Consider the following 22,674-nt stretch of genomic DNA (forward strand, 5'->3'; position numbering starts at 1 on the left):
GTCGAAAGTTGTTTGGCCTTTTCTCTCGCGCTATCCAGCAAGCAGGAGGAATCCATGCAGACAGCTCCACTCCCCACTCCGAAGACGACCACCACGTCGACGCCCGCGCCGGTGATGCTGCTGCCGCGTCTCGTTGAGCGCATGATCACGGACCGTCAGGCCGTGCACGTCGCCAAGTTCCGCACCACCTGCACCGACTGCGTGCCGAACTTCTGAGCACGGCGTCGCGCGTCGGCGGACGTACGACAGCGTCCGCCGACCTGCGCGTGGTGCCCGAAGTCGTCGAACGGTGTCTGAGCACAGCGCCCCGCGGACTGTGCGTCCTGGCGGTCGACGGCCTGTCGTACGCCGTCGCCGAACCGGCGCTCTCCCACGCGCGGACACGCCCCCTGCGCTCCACGTTCCCCAGCACCTCGACCACCGCCTGGCTGACCGCGGTCACCGGCGCCGCTCCCTCCCGGCACGGCGCCCTCGGCATGGTCTATCGGGCACCGGACGCCGACTGCGTCACCCACCTCGTCACGGGCGGGACCTACGCCTTCGGCCCCGCGACGCCGCCCAAGAACCCGTTGCTGCACGGCGGCCCCACACTCTTCGACCGTGCCGCCGCGGCGGGCCGCACAGCCCTCGTGGTCGGCGCCGAACTCGAACGGCTGACGGGGGAGTGGGTGGAGGCGCTGCTCCACGGCGCCCGGATCGTCCCGTCGTCGGCCACGGAACTCGGCACCGATCCCGTCGCGGTCGTCGAACGGACGGTCAGCGAGGTCGAGGCCGTCCTCGCGGACCCCCACGACGTACCACCCCTGATATGGGCCTACGTGAACCTCGACGACCACATCCACCTCAGCGGTTACGACGACCGCCTGCACGCCTCCCTGCGGCTGCTCGACACGGCGGCCAGCCGCTGGGCCGACGCCGGATGGAGCGTCCTCGCACATGCCGACCACGGCCAGGTTCCCGCCGCACCGAAGGCCGAACTCCTGGACGCATGGGCCAGGTTGGACGCACCCGCGCACTGCCGGATGCCCGGCGGCGGCGCCGGCCGGGTCCGCTGGCTCTACCCCCGGCCCGGCCACGAGCAGGAACTCGCGGACGTCCTGAGCGACGCGCTTGGCGACCACGCGCTCGTCCTGACCCCCGACGCCCTGGCCGAACGCGGCCTGCTCGCCGCCACCCCCGTCGTCCGCGAACGGATCGGCGCGGTGGTCGCCCTCGCGACCTCCGCGGCGTTCCCCGTGCCCGACCCCTCCGTCGCGTGGGAGCACGGATCCCTCAGCGACGACGAGATGCTCGTCCCCCTCGCGGCCTGGAACGCGCCCCGCGCGGCCCAGGACGCATAGCCCCCTCATCCCCAGACGAACAGGAGAGACCGTGAGCACGGTCGTGTTCCGCAACAAGACCGGCGGTTCGGAGAACCTCTACGCAGAACCGGGCCAGAACCTCCTCGACGTCCTGCGCCTGCACGGCATCCCGGCCAACGCCGTGCTCACCTACCGCGACGGGGCCGTGGTTCCCGAGTCGATGGTCGTCGTCGGGGCGGACGATGTCATCGAGGTACGCCAGGTACGCCACTACGACCTCGACGTGCTCCGCAAGCCCAAGGAGCACGTCTACGCCGCGCCCGACCCCGTGTACTCCAAGTCCGTGCTCTTCGACCACGGCGGGACCCTCGAACGCCGCACCGAGCAGCTCACCGCCGAGACCTTCGTGACCTACGTCGAGGAGACCTTCGTCCAGAGCATCACCTCCGGCGGCACCATGCGCGCCGGGGACCGAGCCGTCATCGGACTGTCGGGCGGCCGGGACAGCGTCGCCTACCTCAAGCTCCTCGAACGCACCCGGGGCCGCTGGCCCGAGATGGACATGACCGCGGTCACCATCACCGGACTGCCCGACTGGGACGAGCCCGCGACGTTCCGGATCGCGCTGGACGCCTGCCAGAGCCTCGGCCTGGAGCACACGATCGTGACCGCCGACGACGTGACCGAACTGTTCAAGCTGCGCGAGCCGTTCGTCGACCTGATGAACAAGGTCGTGGCCGGCCAGCACCGCAACATGAACATGGTGATCGGCCACCAGGTGCTGCGCCGCATGCTGGAACGGGAGGCCGGGCGGGCAGGCGCCTCGGTCGTCGCGTTCGGCTTCAACGCCGACGACCTGGTCGCCAGCATGGTCACCTGGTTCACCACCGGCTACCGGATGGGCGGCATCCCCGTACGCGAACTGGGCGACCTGCGCTACGTCTTCCCGCTCTACCGCATCACCAAGAAGGAACTGACCCTCTACCTCGAACTCGTCGCCCCGGAACTCAACCGCCAGGGCGCCCCGGGCCGCTTCACCACCGGCTCGGACGAACGCTCCCTCGCCTACGCGATGGCCGACCACCTCTACGACCAGTGGCCGGGCATCGACTACTACCTCTTCAACGCCTTCGAGAACGTCCAGCGCAGCCTGCTGCCGGTGGTCGACGACGTGTGCCGGGTCTGCGAGGGCCGCTACCTCCTCATGGAGGGCGTGCCCAACCCCGCCGGACTGTGCGACGTGTGCGGCTTCCTCCAGCGGCAGGAGGCGTTGCGGGCGGACGCGGTATGACGGGCGGCGCGGGCGGTGGTACGGACCGCCGCCCCTGGTACCAGGACTTCTTCGGCGAGGAGTTCTGGGCGGTGGCGGCCCACGAGTACACCGCCGAGCGCAACGCGGCGGAGGCCGACTACCTGGCCGGCGTCCTCGACGCCTCGGCCCCCGGCCGCCGCGTCCTGGACCTCGGCTGCGGCACAGGGCGGCACGCGGTGGCACTGGCCGGGCGCGGATTCCACGTCACGGGTGCCGACGTCGGCGTGTGGGCGCTGCGCCAGGCGGCGGCGTCGGCAGCCGCGGCCGGCGTGGACGTGGAATGGCTGCGGCTCGACCTCCTGCGTGAACTCATATGGCCCGTGCGCGAGTTCGACGCGATCATCTGCGTGCAGTCCTTCGGCTGGGGCAGCGACACGCAGCAACTGCGGCTGCTCCGGGAGGCGCGCCGGGCGCTCGTCCCCGGCGGGGTCCTCCTGCTCGACCACTCCAACGTCCTGACGATCGCGGGTAACTACGTACCCGAGGCGACCTTCGAGACCGACGGGCTGCGGGCCGTCTTCCGCCGCGACTACCGCGTGGAGCACGGCCGCAGCCGGGGCTCGATCGAGGTCCGCCGAGGCGACGCGAAGCCGGTCGTCGTCCACGACGACGTACGGCTCTACCAGCCCGCCGAGGTACGGGACCTGCTGACCCGCGCCGGATTCCGGGTCGAGCGCGCCGACGCCGATTTCACCGCCGGCCGGGAAGTCCAACTGACCACCCGGTACGTGCAGTTCGTGGCCCGCAACCCGGATGCCGAGGAGCACCGCACCGCGATCGCGACGTGGGAACGGCCCGCCGCCGGGGATTCGGCGAGGGGCGCGGCAACGGGACCGGTGGAGGTGGCGGGGTCCGGCGGTCCGGTGGGCTTGGCCGGTCAAGACGGTCTGGTGGACCTGCGGTGGTCGCCGGACGAGATCGACTTCGTACGGTCCGCGGTCGACCGGGCCTTCGAGTCGGTCACGGTCACCGCCGACGCGGCACGCGCCTACCACGTGACCGACCCCTACGCCGCGGTGCGGGCCGCGCCGGTGCTGTCCGAGCACTTCGGCCTGGAGCTTCCCCCCGACACGGTGACGGCCGGCACCGGTGCCACCGGCCTGCTGCACGGCTGCGCGGCACTGGCACAGCCGGGCCCCGTGCTGCACCTGCGCGGCGGCCACCCCGACCTGCCGAGGTGGGCGGCACGCTCGGGCAGCGAGGCGATCGCGACGCGCATGGAGGACCTGGCCGACGCCCTCGACCGGCACGCCCCCTCGGTACTCGTGCTCGACCGCCCGACTATCACTGGGGACCTGCGCGGCAGGGGAGAGCTGGACGACATCGTCCGCACCGCCCGCGCCCACGGCACCACGGTGGTCCTCGACGAGGCATACGCCGTCTACGCCGGGCCGGGCGCCAGCTGCGTCCCCGCGGTCGCCGAGCACGACAACCTGATCGTGCTGCGGAGCATGTCCAAGGGCTACTGCTGCGGCGGACTCAGGGTCGGGTTCGCCGTGGCCGCGCCCGCGCTGACCCGGCGGTTGCGTGCGGTGGTGCCGCCGCTGGGCGCGAACGCCTTCGGCCTGGCCGTCTCCCTGGCTCTGCTGGCCCAGGGCGACGTCTTCACCGCGCTGCGGGCCCGGATCGCCGGGGTGAAGCCGCGGACGGCGGCACTGCTGCGCGGGGCGGGACTCGCGGTGACCGAGGGGGCGGACTGCCTGCCCTGGGTGACCGTCCCGGGGGACGACCGGACGGATGCCCTGCTCGAAAAGCTCGGGCTGCGGGTCAAGGAGGTGGAAGGGCCTGGGACGTGGGACCCGGGAGTGCGGGCCGGGGGCCGCGACACGCTCTTCAAGATGGCCGTTCCGCTGTCGGACGCCCGCCTGACCGCCTTCCACGCGGCCTTAGGCGAGGGCGGACAGCGTGAGTGACAGCGGCCTGAGCGCCCCGAACGGCCCAGGTGTGCTGAGCGGCCCAAGTGGCTTGAGCGGCCTGGTCGGTGGCGTTTTCCAGGACATCGACGCCGACGAGGCGATGGGCTGGGTTGCCCGGCTGGCCGAATGGGATCGGTACCAGGGATCGGCGGGGATCGCCCGGGCCGCCGACTTCGTCGCGGGCGAGGCCGAACGCGTGGGACTCACCGACGTCGAGGTACTGAACCTGCCCGCGGACGGCAGGACGACGTGGTGGACCTACACGGCGCCCCACTCATGGACTCCGCGCGCAGCCCACCTCTCGCTCAACGGCTGCCCTGCGCTGGTCAGTTACCCCGCACAGTCCTCTTCCCTCGCGGCGGGCTCGGCGGCGGTGGACGGCGAGGCGCCGCTCGCGGTATCCGGGGAGCCCGGCTGGCCGCCGGGCGCACTGGTCCTCGTCCCCTCGGCGGCCGATCTCGGCCCCGGACTGTTCGGCCGGATGGAGGCCGAGAAGGCGGCCGGGTTCTGCGTGATGACCCGCCCCGACCTGGACGACGCGGGGCGCGTCGAACTGCCCGGCGAAACCCCGCTGTTCGGCTTCAGCGTGACCCCGGGACAACTCGACGAGCTGCTGCGCGCGCACCGGCGCGGAGAGCGGGCCCGCGTGGTCGTCGACGTCGACGACCGCCCGCGCCGGATGCCCGTGGTGGTCGCCCGTACCCCGTCGGGAGCGGCGGACGAGGGGGACGCGTGCCTGCTCGGCGCCCACCTGTGCCACCCGGCGCCCGGGGCCAACGACAACGCCTCGGGTGTCGCCGCCGCTCTGGCGGCCGGACGTGTCCTGGCGGGACGGCGACTGCGCCGACCCGTCCGCTTCGTGTGGGCACCGGAGTTCGTGGGACTCGCCGCCTACGTCCACCAGGCGGTCGTGGAGGGCGTGCGGCCACTGCCCGCCATGGCGGTCAACCTCGACATGGTGGGCGAGGACCAGCGCCGCTGCGGCGGCCCGCTGATCGTCGAGTACAGCCCTGAGTACCTTCCGCACTACGCCAACGCCCTGGTCGAGGCCTGCGTACGGGCCCTTCCGCCCGCCGCGCGCTCCTACAGCGGTGCCGTCGGCTGCGACACCTGGGCCTGGCGCACCACACCGTTCGTCGGCGCCTCCGACCACGCGATCCTCGCGGACCGGGCGATCGGCTGCCCGGCCGTCCAACTCGGCCACTGGCCCGACCGGTTCAATCACTCCGGCGCCGACACGCTCGACAAGGTCGACCCCGGAGAGCTGCGCAGATCCGCGGCGATCGCGGCGTCCGCGGCGGCCGTCGCGGCGACCGCCGACGGACCGGACGCGGACCGCATGGCCCGGCTCCTCACCCAGTGGACCGCCCGGCGGATGTCCGCCTGCCTCCCCTCCGCCGACGGACCGCCCCCCGGACCGCCGGGCGCCGACGGGCCACCGTCCGAAGAGCTTGCCGTCGCCCGGCTCACACGGCGGTGGCACTACGGCCGTGACGCCCTGAGCACCCTGCGCCCGCTCGGCGCGAGCCCGGGCGTCCTCGACCGGCAGGCGGACGTCCTCGTCGGGCTGCACCGCACCCTGTCGTCCGCCTGGGACGAGGCCCCCGCGGACCGTCGGCCGCACCACCACCAGCGGGGCCCGACCCTGCGCAGGCACTGGCCGGGTCCCTTCAACCTCCGGGCGCTGACGGGAGCCATGACGGACAAGGACCGCCGGTGGTTTCTGGGAGAGCTGACGGCGGACCGAGGCGGCTGCTACGCCGCCGCGATGGCGCTGGCGCAGAGCGTCGACGGCAGCGCCGACGCCGCGGCCGTCATCCGCGTCGCCGAACTGGACTCGGGAATCCGCCCGGCGACTGCCGACTTCGGGGAGCGGTTCTTGGCGGCGATGGCCGCGGCGGGCTGGATCGAGGAGACCGCCGCGGCGGGCGCCGCACCCGCCCCCGGGACGGACGACGTGACGCCCGGCCGGGCGGGAGCGGTGCACGAAGGAGGCAGGACATGAGTGCAGGGCGGATCCGCATCCAAGTCGCCGAGTCCCTGGGCGAGCTGGACATCGCCCAGTGGCAGCGGGTGGCCACCGCCGCGGGCGCGCCCGTCCACTACACCCCAGCGTACCTGCGGGCCTACCAGGACAGCCCGCTCAGCCCGTATGCCGCCGTCCGCTACCTGACGGCGGTCGAGGCCGGCCGGACCGTCGCGATCCTGCCGTGCTACCTCGACGAGCGGGGCGACCCGTACGGCTTCCTGCGGGAGGTCGGCATCGCCAAGGCGGACGGCCCGGCACTGCTCGGGCACAACTGGTACTGCTACGACACCCGTGTCCCCGTACTCGCCACGGACGCGGGCCACCGGGACCGGGTGCTCGCGGCGATGCTGGACGGCTTGGCGGAGGTGGGCGCCGGCGCCCAGGTCGCGGGTCTGGTCAGCGTCCCGGAGGGCGACCCGCTGCTCGACGTCGCCCGGGGCAAGGGCTGGCGGGTGGCCCCGATCGTCACGCGCTTCCAACTCCCGCTCCAAGGCGTGCAGTCGTACGACGACTACCTGGCGAGGCTCGGCCCGAGGACACGGCGTACGATCCGCCGGTACGCGCGCCGCGCGGCCGACGTCGGAGCCACGATGTCCGTCGAGTCGCCCCGGCCCGACTTCCTGCGCACTGTGTGCGACCTGACCCGCCGCACGGCCGCCAAGCACGGCAGCGCGGACATGTATCCCGAGAGCGCCTTCGTGGACTTCGTGATGGCCCTGGGCGACCACGCCCGTGTCGTGCGCGTCGACGTGCCCGGGCGGACACTGGCGGCCGCGGTGGTCCTCCTGGACGACCAGCGCCTGCACATGTGGGTGGGCGGGACGAGCGACGCCACCGTCCACAGCTTCAGCCCCAACTACCTCCTGTGGGCCACGGAAATCCGCGCCGCCATCGAGTCGGGCAAGGAGTGGGTGGAGGGCGGCCGAAGCAACCGGCCGATGAAGGAACGCCACGGGATGAGACCACTGCCGCTGTACGCCTGCGTGACCCCCGGGTGACGCAGGCGTACCCCGCACCCCTCCCTGACCCGCTAAATGACAGGTCAGGTGGGGTGCGGCGGCATCGTCGTGTCAGATGTCCCGGAAGAGACCACGCAGTCCCATGATCTGCGGTGATACGCGGTCGTAGGCCGTTGACCTGCGTGAATCATCTTTCAGATGTTTCCTGCGCGTGCACGTTGATGCGGCCGAAAGTCCCAGAGAAGTCCCAGGGGTTCCCTCAGTCACGACCGTTCTCTGGGCTACATGCGGCGTCGGCCCTCTGTGATGTGACCCGTTCAACCCGGCATGCGTACTAGTCGGAGACGGGGACAGCTCCGGGGTGTCTGAAGGGTCGTTTTCGAGCCCGCCTCCTCCAGTCGACTGATGGCTGTCGTTCTGGAGTTCAACGGGCGACCATGCCGGCCGACAGGTCGATGTCGGCGCCGCAGAGTCCCGGCATGTTGAGCATCGCGGTTACCGCAAGGGCTACCTCGTGCTCGGTCACCATCCGCTGCAGGGCGGCGCGTGAGACGAACTCCCTCTGTGCGGCCTCGGCCGTGGTGCCGGTACGGTCGGCCTCAAGGGCGAAGTTGCGCGCCATCCGTGGTCCGTCCACCGGCCCCGGCGACAGCGTGTTGACGGCGATGCCCAGGGGGCCTACCTCGTGGGCCAGGGTCGTGGTGAGGCCGATGACGGCGAGCTTCGAAGCGGTGTACGGAGTACGTCGGGCCAATGGCCTTTTTCCGCTCACCGAGGCGAGGTTGATGATGTCTCCGCTGCCGCGCTCGATCATCGGGGGCAGGAATGCCCGGCACATCAGGAAGACACCACGGACGTTCACCGCGAAGACCTCGTCCCATTCCTTCGCGGCGACGTCGGTCAGTGGCTCGACGGGGCCGGCGATGCCGGCATTGTTCACCAGGACGGAGATCTCCTCGTCTGCCAGTTCTCCGGCGAGGGCGGAGACCGACTCCTCGCACGAGGTGTCGACCGGTGCGACCCGCGCGTCCGCCCCGATCTCCCCTGCCACTGCGTCCAGTTTGGCGCGGTTGCGGCCGGTCAGGACGACCCGTGCTCCCTGGTCCGCGAGTTCCAGCGCGATCGCCCGGCCGAGACCGTTGCCCGCTCCGGTGACCAGGACGGTCCGGCCGGCGACGGCGCCGACCTGGCCGTCGAACCGGCCGGTCACAGGCTCGCCGGCGCCCACGGGAGCACCGCCCCGGCGTACTTGTGCGCTCGGACGTCTCCGGAGCGGGCGTGTCCTTCGAAGGACTCGACTCGGGCGGTGCGACCGCAGAGCTCGCCGAGCGCCGCGCTGGCAGCCGGGTCGGTGACCTCCTGGTAGGTGACGGTCTTGAGGTACTTGCCGACCCAGAGCCCGCCCGTGTAGTTGGCCGCCCCGCGGGTCGGCAGGGTGTGGTTGGTGCCGATCACCTTGTCGCCGTACGAGACGCAGGTGCCTTCGCCGAGGAACAGCGCGCCGTAGTTACTCATCTTCTCCAGGGCTTCGCGCGGGTGCTCGGTGAGGACCTGCACGTGCTCACTGGCGTACTCGTCGGCGAGCACGTAGGCGGCGTCGAGGTTCTCGACGACGGCGACCTCACCCTGGTCGCGCCACGCCGGTCCGGCGAAGTCTGCGGTCGGCATGTCGGGCAGGATCTCCTCGACCAGTTCGATGACGCGGCGCGCCAGCGGCTCGGACGTGGTGATCAGCACCGCGGGGGAGTCAGGTCCGTGTTCTGCCTGGCTGAGCAGGTCTACGGCAACGACAAACGGGTCTGCGTGTTCGTCGGCGATGATGAGGATTTCGGTGGGTCCTGCGAACAGGTCGATTCCCACAGCACCGAACAACTGCCTCTTGGCTTCGGCGACATAGGCGTTTCCCGGCCCGGCCAGCATGTCGACCCTGGCGATGGTCTCGGTGCCGACCGCCATGGCCGCGACCGCCTGTACGCCGCCGAGCAGGAAGATCTCGTCCGCGCCCGCGAGATGCATCGCCGCGACGGTCGCGGCAGGGATCTCGCCGCGGATCGGCGGGGTGCATGCGGCAACCCGTGCGACACCCGCCACCTTCGCGGTCACCACGGTCATGTGCGCCGAGGCGACGAGTGGGTAGCGTCCGCCCGGAATGTACGCGCCGGCCGAGCCGACCGGTACATTCCTCTGTCCGAGGAACACACCCGGTTCGGTCTCGACCTCGAAGTCCGCCAGCGAGTCCCTCTGGTGCTGGGCGAAGGCCCGGACGCGGGCCTGAACGGTCCGGATGTCGGCGAGCGCCTGCTCGGGGACGGTCGCGACGATCCTTTCGATCTGTTCCTGGTCCAGCAGGAAGTGCGCCGGCGACCAGTTGTCGAACTTCTCGGAGTACTCCCGGACCGCGGCGTCGCCACGCTCCTGGATGTCGGCGATGACGCCGATGACCGTCTCACGTACCGCCCGCAGTCGTTCGGTGTCCTGCGACGTGGGGGGAACCGACTTCAGATACTTCACCATCTGGAACTCCTTGTCCGGCTTCGGGGGAGGGCAGCTACAGTTGGCTGTATACGTATACCTGTCAATCGCGGCCTGGCGATCCGCAGGCAGGGGGAGGGGCGTGGACGTGAAGAAGGTGAACAGCTTCGACGTGGCACGCCTGGCCGGGGTGTCGCAGCCGACGGTCTCGCGAGCCCTGCGGAACCTTCCCGGCACGTCCTCGCAGACCCGCGAGAAGGTGCTTCGAGCAGCCGCTGAACTCTCCTACATCCCCAGCGACTCGGGCAGGTCGCTGTCCACGCAGAGCACCCGGCGCATCGCGGTGGTGTCCGAGGACCTCACCAACCCCTACTATCCCGAGCTCGTCGAACCGCTGCGACGCCGCCTGGCCGACCACGGTCTGCGCACCGTGGTCGTCAGCGATTCCGTGCAACGGGCCGTGGGTCTCGACGTCCTTGCGGACGGCTCGTACGACGCGGTGGTCCTCACCACGTGCGAACGGCGGTCGTCACTGCCCAGGGATCTCACCGAGCGTGGCATACCCCACGTGCTGGTGAACCGGGTGCTGGACGTGGCGGAGTCGCACAGCTGCTCTGTCGACAACCGCGGCGGCACGGCTGCGGTCGCCGGCCTCGTGGCCGACATGGGCCACCGCAGGGTGGGGGCCGTCCTGGGGCCGGTGGCGACCTCGACCGGTCGTGAGCGAGCGGAGGCCCTGCGGGACGGGCTGCGGGCGCGCGGTGTCCACCTGCGCCGTGACATGGTGCGGCGTACGTCATTCGGTCACGATCCCGGCCGGGACGCCGCTCACGAACTGCTCAGCAGGGAGGATCGGCCCACCGCGATCGTGTGCGGCAACGACGTCATCGCCCTCGGTGTGCTGTCCGCGGCCCGGCAGCTGGGGATCGCCGTACCGGAACAGCTTACGGTCGTCGGTTTCGACGACATCCCGATGGCCGGCTGGGCCATAGCGGATCTGACCACCGTGCGCTGCGATCTCGAAGCCCTTGCGGCAGCGGCCGTCGATCTACTCCTCACGGAGCTGGCGAGCCCGGGGCTCCCACCGGTCGAGCAGCGGATTCCGGTGACGCTCGTACTGCGCGGAACTCACGGCCCGGCCCCTCTCGGGCCGTGACGGATCCACCGCTCAGCGAGGTGCAGCCGAGTCCTCGGTGCCTTGGAGGGTGGTGTTGTGCTCGTGGATCAGGCGCAGCGCCGCGTCGCGGTCCCGGCGGTCCAGGGCGTCGACCAGGTCGCGGTGCAGTTCGTGCCGGTGCGCGATGTACTCGCCCAGCGGTTGGTCGCTGGTAGGCAGCACGGACAGGGTGTGGCTCTCGATCAGGTCGAGCAGATGGCTGTAGAGCGAGCTGAGCAGAGGGTTCGGACTGATGGCGGCGATCGCGGCGTGCAGGCGCCAGTTGGCATGGACGAACGCGACGGGGTCCTCGGACCCTACGGCGTGCTCCATGGCGGTGATGTGACGGCGCAGTCCGGCGACGTCGGCCGGTGAGGCGTGCCAGAGGGCGTCCTCGATCAGCAGCGGGTCGAGTGCGTCGCGGATGCGGACGGCGTCGGCGACGTCGTTTGCTCCCGCGTCCAGGGCGAGGACGGAGTTGCCGAGGCGGACCATCGGGGACTGCTCGGCGCTGAACAGTCCGCCGCCGGGTCCGGGCTTCACGGTGACCAGTCCGCGGGCCTGCAGAAGCCGCAGTGCTTCGTTGAAGGTGCCGACGGAGACCTCGCAGAGGCTTCGCAGCTCTTCCTTGGTGCCCAGCCGGGACCCGGGGGTCACGCTCTCGATCAGTTGCTTAACCCGTTCCGCCGCCCGTTCGGCGCGCCCGAGGGTCGCGTTCTTGTCGGCGCGGGGACGACCGTGGCCGATCATCTCCGGGCCGTTGTCAGACCGGGGACTGCGTTTCGTGCTGCCGGTCAAGGTCACTCCAAGGGATCGACATATTCATCATGTTTATTTTGCTCTGCCTCTTGACGCTGCGGTTCACGGAAGCGCAACATCAAGGTAATCATCATGCTGAATTGCTGGTGAGTGGGCAAGGGGTTCGTGGCCGACGTCGGCCGGTCCTCGTCCCACCCCCGGCTGACCGGGCGGCACCGCGCCGAGGCGGCTTCGAGTGTCCGCTCCCTTTGCCCTTCGGGAGGCACCACGTGCGTATCGCCAACCTTTCAGGCCGACTGGTCCTCATCGTCGACGACCGGGCCGTCGACGTCGAGCGGGCCAGCGACGGCACCTTCTCCGCCGATCCGCAGGCCGTCTACGAGCGGTGGGAGGAGTTCCGTGCCTGGGCCGCCTTCGGCGACCTGTCCGGGGGAGCGGCGTTCGAACCGGCCGATCTGGGCTCGCCGGCCCCCGCACCGCGGCAGACCCTCGCGATCGGCCTCAACTACCGTGACCACGCCTCCGAGTCCGGATTCGCGGCGCCCGAGGGGCTGCCGCCGGTCTTCACCAAGTTCGTCACCAGCATCAGCGGGCCCGTCACCGACGTGAGGCTCCCTGCGGACGGTCACACCGACTGGGAGGTCGAGCTGGTGGCCGTCATCGGGCACCGCGCCGAGGGCGTCGCCGAGGCCGAAGCGTGGAGTCACGTTGCCGGCCTGGCGGTCGGGCAGGACATCTCCGAGCGAGTCGTGCAACTCGCCGGACCGGCACCGCAGTTCAGCCTGGGCAAGTCCTTCCCCGGCTTTGCGCCCATCGGGCCGTGGCTGGTCACGCCGGACGAGTTCGAGAACCCGGACGACCTGGAGCTGCGCTGCGCGATCAACGGCGAGGAGGTCCAGAAGGGCCGCACCCGTGACCTGATCTACTCCGTGCCCGCGCTGATCGCCGGACTGTCGGCGGTGCTGCCGCTGCTGCCGGGAGACGTGATCTTCACCGGCACCCCGGCGGGAGTCGGCGTCGGCCGCGACCCACAGCGCTTCCTGGCCCCCGGCGACGTACTCGAAAGCACGGTGCAGGGCATCGGCGAACTCCGGCAGACCTTCCTCGCCTGAGCCGCACCGAACCGACGGACAAAGGAGTCCCCGATGGCACTGCACGCTCTGACCTCCATCACCATGGGGGTCCCCGACGTCGCCGAGACCGCGGCCTACTACGCCGACTTCGGCCTCACCCCGGACGGCGACGGCTGGTTCACCACTCAGGATGCCGGTCGCCAGCTCCGCGTCGTCCCCGCGCCGACCCGCCGCCTGGTGGAGGTGCGCATCGGCGCGGACACGCCGGACGACCTGGCGGCGGCGGCCTCCCGCCTCAAGCGGATAGGCATCGAGAGCACCGCCGCGACCGGGACGCTGACCGCGTACGACAAGGCGACCGCGGTGCGCGCGGTCCTGGAGGTCGCCCCCCGACTGACCCAGGACCGGGTCGCGCCCACCGCCTACAACGGTCCCGGCCGGGCCGACCGCACCAACTCCCGGGCGGCCGGCGTCCTGCGCGCCGATCGCGTGAGGCCGCGCAAGCTGGGCCACGCGGTGGTAGGCACCACCGACTTCGATGCCACGACCGCGTTCTTCCGTGACGGACTCGGCTTCAAGGCGTCCGACTACATCAAGGGCCACGGGGCGTTCCTGCGCTGCTCCACCGACCACCACAACATCCTGGTCCTGGCCGCGCCGGTGGCCTTCCTGCACCATTCCTCCTGGCAGGTCGACGACGTCGACGAGGTCGGCCGCGGCGCGGCCGCGATGCTGGAGGGCCATCCCGAGCGGCACGTCTGGGGTCTGGGCCGTCACCACGCGGGCTCGAACTTCTTCTGGTACCTCAAGGACCCGGCCGGCAACTTCAGCGAGTACTACTCCGACATGGACTGCATCGTCGACGACCAGCTGTGGACGCCGGAGGTACTGGAAGGCGCCAAGGGCCTGTTCAACTGGGGCCCGCCGCCACCGCCTTCCTTCCTCGCCCCCGAGGACCTCGCCGCCCTGATGACCGGCACCCACAGCGAGCCGAGGTAGAACCGTGAGCAGAAGTCCATCGAGGATGCACGACGTCGCGATCGTCGGCTTCGGCCCCGTGGGCCAGATGCTGGCCCTGCTGCTCGGCCGTGCCGGCCACGACGTCATCGCGCTGGAACGCTGGCCCGAGCCCTACGATCTGCCCCGAGCCGTGCACTTCGACCACGAGATCGGCCGCATCTTCCAGGCCGCGGGGGTGGCGGAGGAGGTACGCGCGGTCACCGATCCGGTGCCCGACCACTACGAGTGGCGCAGCGCCGACGGTGAGCCGCTGGTCCGTATCGACTGGTCGGGGAAGGGTCCCTCCGGCTGGCCCACCGCCAGCTTCTTCTCCCAGCCTCAGCTGGAGGGCGTCCTCGCGAAGGCCGCAGAGAGCCGGCCGACGGTCACTGTGCGCCGGGGCTGCGAGGTCACCGACGTGCAACCCGGTGACGGAGCAGTGCGGTTGAGTACCGAGGGCGCGGACGGCCCCGGTCAGGTACTTGCTCGCTACGTCATCGGCGCGGACGGGACCAACAGCTTCGTCCGCGCCGGCATGATCACCACGGTCACCGACCTAGGCTTCTTCTACGACTGGCTCATCGTGGACACACAGCCGCACGAGCAGGCCGAGTGGTCTCCGATGAACTGGCAGCTGTGCGACCCGAAGCGTCCGACCACGATCGTCTCCGGCGGTCCGGGACGGCGCCGCTGGGAGTTCCTGCGGCTGCCGCACGAGAGCATCGAGGATCTCAACACTCCGGAGGCGGCCTGGAGACTCCTCGAACCCTGGGGTCGTACACCGGAGAACACCACGATCGAGCGCCATACGGTCTACACCTTCCAGGCCCGCTGGGTGGACCGCTGGCGCGAGGACCGGCTGATCCTCGCCGGTGACGCCGCCCACCAGATGCCTCCCTTCGCCGGCCAGGGCATGTGCTCCGGAATGCGCGACGCCATCAATCTGGCCTGGAAACTGGATCTCGTCCTCACCGGCCGTGCGGAACCTGACCTGCTGGACACCTACACCTCCGAGCGCAGCGAACACATACAGCACGCCATCGGCATGTCCATGGCCCTCGGCCAGGTCATCTGCGTACTCGACCCCGACGAGGCCGCTGCCCGCGACGCCCGCATGATCGCCGCCGGCGCAGACCCGCGGTACGCGCTTCCGGCCACACCGCCGCCGGTTCTGGGAGACGGCATTCTCGAACAGGCCCCCGACGGCAGCCGTGCCGAGAACGTGGGTCACCTCAGTCCGCAGTACGAGGTCACCCACCGGGGCCGTACGGCTCTCCTGGACGACATCACCGGCGGCGGATTCACGGTCCTGACGGACGGGACGGCGCCGCTCGACGCCCTGGACGCGCACGACCAAGCCTTCCTCACGGACATCGGCGCGACACTCGTACCGCTGTACGCGGACAGCGCACCGCCCGACGGCTACCTCGACGCCTCCGACGGCTACCTGCCCCACCTGCGGGAACAGGGACACGCGGCGGCCCTCGTGCGGCCCGACTTCTACCTGTTCGGCGCCGCCGCCGACGCAGCCGGGCTGCGGCACCTGGTCGGTCAGCTGCGCGAACAGCTTCAGCACCCTTCCTCGACCGCTCTACGGGCCCCTGCGCCCGAGCCGCTCATGACCGAACGCTAGAGCGGAGAGGCCCCCTCCGATCGCGGCGCACGGGCCACCGCACGGTCCGTCCGCTGTCGTGTTCCTGGCTCTCTGAGCCGGGAACACCGCCGGGCGTCCGGGTCGCGCTGCCGCTGCCGCGCGGCCCGGGCGCCTCACGGCGAGCGCATCGTGCGAGCGCCCCTTGCGAAAGCCGCACACGTCGAAACGCCTACTGCGCACACCTCCGAAGGACGCCCATGGACAAAACATCCCCCTCCGCGGCCGCAGCCGTGGCCGACATCGGTGACGGTGCCTCAGTGGCCGTCGGCGGCTTCGGCCTGTGCGGCATCCCGAGCACCCTCATCTCGGCCCTGTACGTACAGGGCGCGAGCTCCCTGCGCGTGGTCTCCAACAACTGCGGGACCGATGACCAGGGGCTGGGCATTCTCCTCGGCGCGGGGCGCATCGCACGCGTCACCGGCTCCTACGTCGGCGAGAACAAGGAGTTCGCCCGGCAGTACCTCACCGGTGAGGTCGAGGTCGAGCTCGTCCCTCAGGGCACCCTCGCCGAACGCCTGCGCGCCGGCGGCTGCGGCATCCCCGCGTTCTACACCCCCGCGGGCGTCGGCACCCCGCTCGCCGGCGGGGGGATCCCCTGGCGCCACAACGCCGACGGCTCCGTCGCCATCGCCTCGCCCGCCAAAGAGACCCGTACCTTCGAGGACCGCGAATTCGTCCTGGAGGAGGCCATCACCTGCGACTTCGCCCTGGTCCGGGCGGCGCGAGGCGACCGGCACGGCAACCTCGTCTTCGACAAGTCGGCCCGCAACTTCAATCCCCTGGCCGCGATGGCGGGCCGCGTGACCGTCGCCGAGGTCGAGGAACTCGTCGAACCGGGCGCGCTGAGCCCGGACGAGATCCACCTGCCCGGCGTGTTCGTCCAGCGCGTCGTCGCACTCACCCCGCGCCAGGCGGCCGACAAGCAGATCGAACGGCGCACCATCTCCGCGCCGGCAGAACGAGGAACGGTGACCGGCTGATGGCCTGGACCAGGAACGAGATGGCTGCCAGGGCGGCAGCCGAACTCAGCGACGGCGACTATGTCAACCTCGGCATAGGACTGCCCACCCGCGTGCCCGGCTTCGTACCCGAAGGCGTGCACGTCGTGCTCCAGTCGGAGAACGGCATTCTGGGCACCGGCCCCTACCCGGCCGACGACACGGTGGACCCGGACCTGATCAACGCCGGCAAGGAGACGGTCACCGTGCTGCCCGGCGCGGCGTTCTTCGACTCCGCGCTGTCGTTCGGCATGATCCGGGGCGGCCACATCGACACCGCGATCCTCGGCGCCATGCAGGTGTCCGCGAACGGCGACCTCGCCAACTGGATGATCCCCGGCAAGATGGTGAAGGGCATGGGCGGGGCGATGGACCTCGTGCACGGGGCCCGCCGCGTCATCGTCCTCATGGAACACACCGCGAAGGACGGCAGTCCGAAGATCGTTCCGGAGTGCACACTGCCGCTGACCGGACGGTCCTGCGTACACCGCGTCATCACCGACCTGGCCGTAATCGATGTCACCGACGCCGGGCTCGTTCTGGTGGAGACAGCGCCTGGCGTCACCCGGGAGCAGGTCGCGGCCGCCACTGCGGCACCCCTGCGTGAGTTCGAGAGCATCCTCGTTCCGTGAGCTGAACCCGCTGATCCGCCACACCCGAACTTCCTTTCGGATCCGCGCCGTCGCACCTGCTGTCCGTGACGCCCCACGGCGCGACCTCTGCATGCACTGACTTCGACGAACACCTTCTCCCGACCCTGCCGACCGCGATTGATTCCGCGGTGGTCAAGGCGCCGGCGTACGGCTCTGCACACGATCTGATCGCCTCGCCATGCCCTTTACCGGCATCGCCGGCCGTCCCACTCGCGCAGTTACGCATGAGGAGTACGGACATGAATTCCACGTCTGCCACACCCCGAACCGGCACCCGCCCCGGTCCCGCGGTGGCTCTCGGGCTCGCCATTCTGTGCATCGAGGGCTACGACCTCTTCCTCTTGGGCGTTGTCGGCCCCACCCTCCTGAACCATCCTGACTGGGACGTCAACAAGTCGACGCTGGGACTGCTGGGCAGTCTCACCGCGCTCGGGATGCCCCTGGGATCCATCGCGGCGGGCTGGCTCGGTGACCTCTACGGCCGCCGCATCCCCATGGTCGTCAGCCTGGCCTGGCTTTCGCTGAGCATGTTCTTGAGCTCCGTGGCCGGCGACCTCACCCTGTTCGCCGCGACACGGTTCCTCACCGGAGTCGGAGTAGGGGCGCTGATCCCCCTCGTCACCGCCTTCGTCAGCGAAGCAGCCACGCCGTCCCGTCATTCGCTGCAAGTGGGGGCCACCCAGACGGGCATGGCCTTCGGCGGCATCATCAGCGGGATCGCCGGCCGGACCCTGCTCCCCGAATGGGACTTCCACACCCTCTTCCTCTTCGGGGCCGTACCGCTGATCCTCGTACCCGTGGTGTGGCGCGTCGTTCCGGCCGTCGTCCGGGACCACGCGGCCACCGATGTACCGACGGCCGAACCCGGGGCACGCGTACCGGCGCGAAGCGCCTCCGCCAACCGGCTCTCCCAACTGCTCTCCCCGCAGTACCGCCGTTCGACCCTGTTGTTCTGGGCGGCCACCTTCGCCGGCCTCGTCATCGTCTACGGAGCCGGCACCTGGCTGCCCACCCTGATGGTCAACTCGGGCTACGACCTCAGTTCCTCGCTGGAGTTCGCCATCGTCTTCAACATCGGCGCCGTCGTCGGCACCCTGGGAGCCGGCCTGATCGCCGACCGCGGACTCCTGAAGGCCGCCACGGTGGTCAGCTTCGCTCTCGCCGCCGTCGCCATGGTCACTCTCAGCAGCCCGCAGCCCCGCCCGGTACTGCTCCTCGCCTCGGCCGTCGCCGGTTTTGGCGCACTCGGTACCCAGGCCCTCGTCAACATCTTCGTCGCCCACTCGCATCCGGCGCACCTGCGCGGCACCGCGCTCGGCTTCAGTCTCGGCGTGGGGCGAGTAGGGGCCATCGTCGGCCCCAGCTATCTCGCCGCCGTCGCCGCGCTGATCAGCTCGCCCAGGGCCGGCTTCTACGCCTTCGTCGTCCCAGCCCTTCTGGGTGCGGTCCTGATCGGGCTGCTGAGGCCGGCGCGCAGCGCAGCCACCATCGCGCAGCCGGACGCGCCTCTCGCCCGGTAACCACCGTGCCGGAACTTGTCAGCGGCCACCTCGCCCGGTGGCCGCTGACAGTTCACGTAGGTCCTGGCGGGGAGTGCGATCACGCTTGCCGGGAGGCCAGTTCGACGATTGTGATGTCGGAGGGTGCGCCGACCCGGACCGGCGGCCCCCAGGCTCCCGCGCCCCGGGTGACGTACAACTGTGTGTCGCCGTAGCGGTCGAGCCCGGCGACGGTCGGATTGCTTAGCTCGGCGATGTAGTTGCCGGGCCACAGCTGACCGCCGTGGGTGTGACCGGACAGTTGGAGGTCCACGCCGTGCTTGACCGCCTCGTGGATCATCACCGGCTGGTGGGCCAGGAGCACCGAAGCACGGGATGGGTCACGGTCGCCGAGTGCCCGGCCGTAATCGGGCGAGTCATGGTGCTCCTCCCCGGAGATGTCGTTCACTCCGGCGAGATCGAAGCCCGCTATTTCCACGTGCGCGTTGCGCAGGGGGTGCACACCGAGTTCGCGTACCCGGTCAACCCATTCCTCGACGCCGGAGTAGTACTCGTGATTTCCCGTGACGAAGTACGAGCCATCCCTGGCCCGCAGCCGGGCGAGCGGTTCCGCCGCATCGCCGAGGTCGGCGACCGACCCGTCGACGAGGTCACCGACCACGGCGACGAGGTCGGGCTGGGTCGCGTTGACGGCGTCGACGATCCGCTGGGTGTGCGCGCGTCCCATGATGGGACCCAGGTGGATGTCGCTGACAACGGCGATGCGGTAGCCGTGCGCGGCCCGCGGCAGCTTCGTCAGGGGCACGGTGATCCGCTTGACCGCCGGTCCCCGCATCACGTTGTACATGCCGGCGCCGACGGTGGCGGTCGCGGCTGCTGCCGCTGCACCGCCTACGATGCGTGAGACGAGGAGCCGCCGGGTAACCCGGGGGTCGAGCACACTGGGCTGCTCTCCGTCGTCCTGACGGATCTCCCCGTCAGGCCCGGCGCCGGACCCGGCCGGATCGGTGGGTGGGGCCGCCTCGGCTACGGGAGCCGGCGTCGTACGGGAGGTGGCGCGCCGGTCGAGAGCCCGGGACAGCAGCGGCCGGAGCACCTCGCCCGCCACGAGGGCGAGTACCACGTACAGCAACAGGGCCAGCCACACGAATCCCGGCCAGGCCAAAGTCTGTTGCAGCCAGAACGGAGCACCTGCCTGACCGGCGATCAGCGCACCGACGGACAGGACCGGGAGGACGAACGCGGCGACCGTGCCGGCCCGCCGTACCGGACCGGAGGCCGCGGTCACATCGCGTACGAGCCGTCGCCACACGTACCGGTGCACCCCGGCCAGCAGGGCGACGACCATGACGGCGACGAGCAGGACAGGCAGCACGACAGCAGATCTCCTCTAAACCTAGGCATGCTCGATGGGCCCTCGAAACGTCAAACGCCGCTGAGGCGATGACCTCATCCGCACCCATGGACAGCCGGCCGGGCTACCGGCGTCCGTCACCGTGAACGGTCACGCGTTCCGGTAGCCGATTTCCTCGGACATGGCCGCAGCCGTTGCGCACACCTCGCGCGTCAGCTTGTCCACGTTCTCCTTCGTGGCCTGGCGCGTCGGCAGAGCGAGGGAGACGACCAACGGGAGCGCGTCGCCCGGTGTGAACACCGGGGCCGCCACCGAGGAGACGCCGGAGAGCACACCACCGGAGGTCACCACGAAACCGTCGCGGCGGGCTTCGGTCTTCAGCGTCTCGATGTCGTCGTCGGTTAGTCCGGACTGCTCGGCACCGTCGGCCTGGCTCAGCAGGACCGGATCGGTCATGGCCGCCGGAAGATGGGCCAGGTAGAGCCGCCCGACCGACGAGCTGAGCAACGGCATGGTCGCTCCGACCCGGACGGTGATCGGCAGTGCGTGGGATCCGTAGTCCCAGCGGACGATGACCGGTCCGTGGTCGCCCCACACCGCCAGGTTGACCGCGTGTCCGGTACGGTCCCGAAGCCCCGGTAGGTACTCGGACGCGAGCCCGGCTTCGTCCATGCGCCGCAAGGACTCCGCACCGAGGCGGCGCATGGACGGGCCCATGTCGTAGAGACCGGAGCCCTTCGCCCGGGAGACCAGTCCGACGCGGCCGAGGCTGACCAGATAGCGGTGGGCCTTGCTGGGTGACATAGCGCTGGCCGCCGAGATCTGGGTGAGGGTCATCGGGCCCTGGCCCTCCTCGAGGGTGAGCAGCACCGTCATGGCGTTCTCGACGGACTGGATGCCCTTGCGCGGGTCGTCAACGTCTTCCTCGGCCATGATCCGTACTATAGGACAGCCCTGACGGGCGGCGGCGTGGCAGCCGACTGCCCGAGGGCGCGGATGAGGTCCTCGGCCAGGGCCCGCGGGCCGACGGGACCGCCGGCGCTTCCGTACACGTAGAAGTCCGGGCGTACGGCCACCGCCGAACAGCCGTTCTCGGCGAACCAGCGGGCGTAGGTCCCCTCGACGTCGGTCAGCGGACCGTCCGCGGAGATCGCGACGACCTTCACCCCGGCGCGCGCCAACTCCTGGGCCGTGGAGCCGAGATCCGCGATCACCTCGGGGGCCGCCAGGAAGACGAAGCCGTCACCCACGACCTGGTCGAACCGGCCCCGGGCTACCCCGTCGTCCACGACGCCCTGCCGGGAGAGTCCGCCCCGGCCGGGCAGTGACTCCGCCGCCAGCAGGCCGCAGGTCAGTGCCGGGAAACGGATCGTTTCCTGCTTCCGGCCGGCGGTCCGCTCGGCGAGCAGCCTGCGGTCGCGCGCCTCCGCGACGGCCGGGTCCCGGGTGGTCTGCAGGCGGCCGAGCTCGATACCCATCTCGGTGACGGTACGCACATGCGGTTCGCGTTCGGCCTGGTAGGTGTCGAGCAGCTCCATGGGGGCGTGGCCGCGCAGCACGCGGTCGACCTTGAAGGCGAGGTTCTGGGCGTCGCGTATGCCCGAGCACATGCCCTGACCCAGGAACGGGGGCATCTGGTGCGCCGCGTCTCCGGCCAGCAGGATGCGCCCCCGGCGCCAATGGTGGGCGATCCGAGAGCGGAAGGTGTAGGTGGCGACGCGGATGAGGTCCGCGTCATCCGGTGTCAGATGCTGGGCGACCCGGTCCCACACCTTCGCGGGGACGCTCTCGGCCTCGAAGTCCGTCTCGGAGTCCAGCATGAAGCTGAAGCGGTGGTGGTCGGGGCCGAGCGAGATGATCGACGTGGGCCGCGCCGGATCGCCGACCTGGCGGGCGGTGGGCACGGGCGTCGGCCGGCGCAGGCGGAAGTCGCACACCATCCAGGGCTCGGAGAATCCGTAGTCGTCCTGTTCTATGCCCAGGGTGCCACGCACGAAGCTGTTACCGCCGTCGCAGGCGATCACCTGCCGTGCGGTGACGGTCGCGCCGCCCTCAACAGTGACCACGACGCAGGAATCGTCCTGCCGGATGCCGGTGACAGGCGCTCCCATCCGGACTTCGACGCCCGGCGTGGCACGGACTGCCGCGTCCAGGGCGTCCTCCAGATCGGGCTGGTACATCATGTACCACTCCGCCCAGCCGCTGGGGCCCCGCTCCTCGTAGCGGTGCTCCCTGAGCACCTCGCCCGAGGCTCCCGTCCACTCGTACCTGTGCTGGACCCGGACCTTGGGGAGCAGCTCATCGGCGATGCCCAGGCGCGCGAAGGTGCGCATCGTCTCATCGTCGAAGCTGGCCGCGCGGGGCAGGTTGTACAGCCCGTCGTAGCGCTCCAGCACCACCACCCGGTGGCCTGACCTGCCGAGCAGTGCGGCCGTGACCATACCTACCGGCCCGTAACCGACTACGACCACATCCGTGGTTTCCGCCGTGTTGCTGCGCCTGTTCACCGACATTGCGTTGGCCTCTCTGCCATTGCTGTT

General features: G+C 70.6%; 19 protein-coding genes. 13 read left to right on the forward strand and 6 right to left on the reverse strand.

Translation table 11 applies throughout. The features are described 5' to 3' along the window. Positions 1-54 precede the first annotated feature (54 nt). The 6 genes from OG892_RS31520 to OG892_RS31545 are packed head-to-tail and all read left to right on the forward strand — an operon-like array spanning position 55 to position 7,556. On the forward strand, positions 55-216 hold the full coding sequence (locus tag OG892_RS31520) for a hypothetical protein (protein ID WP_158072237.1): 162 nt from the start codon (positions 55-57) through the stop codon (positions 214-216). Positions 217-269: 53 nt separating this feature from the next. Continuing rightward, positions 270-1,340 carry an alkaline phosphatase family protein gene (locus OG892_RS31525; RefSeq protein WP_158072238.1) on the forward strand — a complete coding sequence of 357 codons (1,071 nt, stop codon included), beginning with the start codon at positions 270-272 and terminating at the stop codon, positions 1,338-1,340. Between the two features lie 31 nt (positions 1,341-1,371). Next, on the forward strand, positions 1,372-2,592 hold the full coding sequence (locus tag OG892_RS31530; protein ID WP_327339546.1) for a hypothetical protein: 1,221 nt from the start codon (positions 1,372-1,374) through the stop codon (positions 2,590-2,592). Continuing rightward, complete coding sequence (locus tag OG892_RS31535) at positions 2,589-4,526, forward strand: aminotransferase class I/II-fold pyridoxal phosphate-dependent enzyme (RefSeq protein ID WP_371630845.1); 1,938 nt, start codon at positions 2,589-2,591, stop codon at positions 4,524-4,526. Before OG892_RS31530 ends, OG892_RS31535 begins: the two co-directional genes overlap by 4 nt. Continuing rightward, on the forward strand, positions 4,519-6,534 hold the full coding sequence (locus OG892_RS31540) for a DUF4910 domain-containing protein (protein ID WP_371630846.1): 2,016 nt from the start codon (positions 4,519-4,521) through the stop codon (positions 6,532-6,534). The genes OG892_RS31535 and OG892_RS31540 overlap by 8 nt, the downstream gene beginning before the upstream one ends. Then, positions 6,531-7,556, forward strand: coding sequence for a GNAT family N-acetyltransferase (locus OG892_RS31545; protein WP_073734820.1), 1,026 nt, complete (start codon positions 6,531-6,533; stop codon positions 7,554-7,556). Before OG892_RS31540 ends, OG892_RS31545 begins: the two co-directional genes overlap by 4 nt. A gap of 385 nt (positions 7,557-7,941) precedes the next feature. On the opposite strand, the gene OG892_RS31550 is transcribed toward OG892_RS31545, so the two are convergent. Further along, a complete protein-coding gene (locus OG892_RS31550) occupies positions 7,942-8,745 on the reverse strand; it encodes an SDR family NAD(P)-dependent oxidoreductase (protein WP_371630847.1) in 804 nt (267 codons plus the stop codon). Next, positions 8,724-10,031 carry a histidinol dehydrogenase gene (gene hisD / locus OG892_RS31555; protein WP_073734821.1) on the reverse strand — a complete coding sequence of 436 codons (1,308 nt, stop codon included), beginning with the start codon at positions 10,029-10,031 and terminating at the stop codon, positions 8,724-8,726. The genes OG892_RS31550 and hisD overlap by 22 nt, the downstream gene beginning before the upstream one ends. A 100-nt stretch (positions 10,032-10,131) precedes the next feature. On the opposite strand from hisD, the gene OG892_RS31560 reads away from it, so the two are divergent. Beyond that, on the forward strand, positions 10,132-11,145 hold the full coding sequence (locus OG892_RS31560) for a LacI family DNA-binding transcriptional regulator (protein ID WP_073734822.1): 1,014 nt from the start codon (positions 10,132-10,134) through the stop codon (positions 11,143-11,145). Between the two features lie 12 nt (positions 11,146-11,157). Here the strand turns inward: OG892_RS31560 and OG892_RS31565 are convergent, their stop codons facing one another. Next, the gene (locus OG892_RS31565) at positions 11,158-11,895 is read right to left on the reverse strand and encodes a FadR/GntR family transcriptional regulator (RefSeq protein WP_371630848.1); all 738 of its coding nucleotides are present in this window, start codon (positions 11,893-11,895) and stop codon (positions 11,158-11,160) included. Positions 11,896-12,173: 278 nt separating this feature from the next. Between OG892_RS31565 and OG892_RS31570 the strand changes: the two genes are divergently transcribed. The 6 genes from OG892_RS31570 to OG892_RS31595 all read left to right on the forward strand — a co-directional run bounded on the left by OG892_RS31570 (position 12,174) and on the right by OG892_RS31595 (position 18,801). Next, complete coding sequence (locus tag OG892_RS31570; RefSeq protein ID WP_073734824.1) at positions 12,174-13,016, forward strand: fumarylacetoacetate hydrolase family protein; 843 nt, start codon at positions 12,174-12,176, stop codon at positions 13,014-13,016. Positions 13,017-13,049: 33 nt separating this feature from the next. Further along, the gene (locus tag OG892_RS31575) at positions 13,050-13,976 is read left to right on the forward strand and encodes a VOC family protein (RefSeq protein WP_073734825.1); all 927 of its coding nucleotides are present in this window, start codon (positions 13,050-13,052) and stop codon (positions 13,974-13,976) included. A gap of 4 nt (positions 13,977-13,980) precedes the next feature. After that, a complete protein-coding gene (locus OG892_RS31580; protein ID WP_365197792.1) occupies positions 13,981-15,609 on the forward strand; it encodes a bifunctional 3-(3-hydroxy-phenyl)propionate/3-hydroxycinnamic acid hydroxylase in 1,629 nt (542 codons plus the stop codon). A 218-nt stretch (positions 15,610-15,827) separates the two neighbouring features. Further along, complete coding sequence (locus OG892_RS31585; protein ID WP_073734827.1) at positions 15,828-16,610, forward strand: CoA transferase subunit A; 783 nt, start codon at positions 15,828-15,830, stop codon at positions 16,608-16,610. After that, positions 16,610-17,260: a CoA transferase subunit B gene (locus tag OG892_RS31590; RefSeq protein ID WP_073734828.1), complete on the forward strand. Its 651-nt coding sequence runs from the start codon at positions 16,610-16,612 to the stop codon at positions 17,258-17,260. The genes OG892_RS31585 and OG892_RS31590 overlap by 1 nt, the downstream gene beginning before the upstream one ends. 260 nt (positions 17,261-17,520) lie before the next feature. Continuing rightward, positions 17,521-18,801, forward strand: coding sequence for an MFS transporter (locus OG892_RS31595; RefSeq protein WP_073734829.1), 1,281 nt, complete (start codon positions 17,521-17,523; stop codon positions 18,799-18,801). 79 nt (positions 18,802-18,880) lie between these two features. Here the strand turns inward: OG892_RS31595 and OG892_RS31600 are convergent, their stop codons facing one another. The 3 genes from OG892_RS31600 to OG892_RS31610 all read right to left on the reverse strand — a co-directional run bounded on the left by OG892_RS31600 (position 18,881) and on the right by OG892_RS31610 (position 22,647). Next, entirely contained in the window at positions 18,881-20,128 is a 1,248-nt protein-coding gene (locus tag OG892_RS31600) for a metallophosphoesterase (RefSeq protein WP_073735192.1), read from the reverse strand. A 156-nt stretch (positions 20,129-20,284) separates the two neighbouring features. Then, positions 20,285-21,067 (reverse strand): IclR family transcriptional regulator, encoded by a 783-nt coding sequence (locus OG892_RS31605; RefSeq protein WP_073734830.1) that lies wholly within the window; start codon positions 21,065-21,067, stop codon positions 20,285-20,287. A gap of 8 nt (positions 21,068-21,075) precedes the next feature. Next, complete coding sequence (locus OG892_RS31610) at positions 21,076-22,647, reverse strand: bifunctional 3-(3-hydroxy-phenyl)propionate/3-hydroxycinnamic acid hydroxylase (protein ID WP_073734831.1); 1,572 nt, start codon at positions 22,645-22,647, stop codon at positions 21,076-21,078. Positions 22,648-22,674: the final 27 nt, after the last annotated feature.

Source organism: Streptomyces sp. NBC_00341, from assembly GCF_041435055.1.
In the GTDB taxonomy this organism is placed as follows: domain Bacteria; phylum Actinomycetota; class Actinomycetes; order Streptomycetales; family Streptomycetaceae; genus Streptomyces.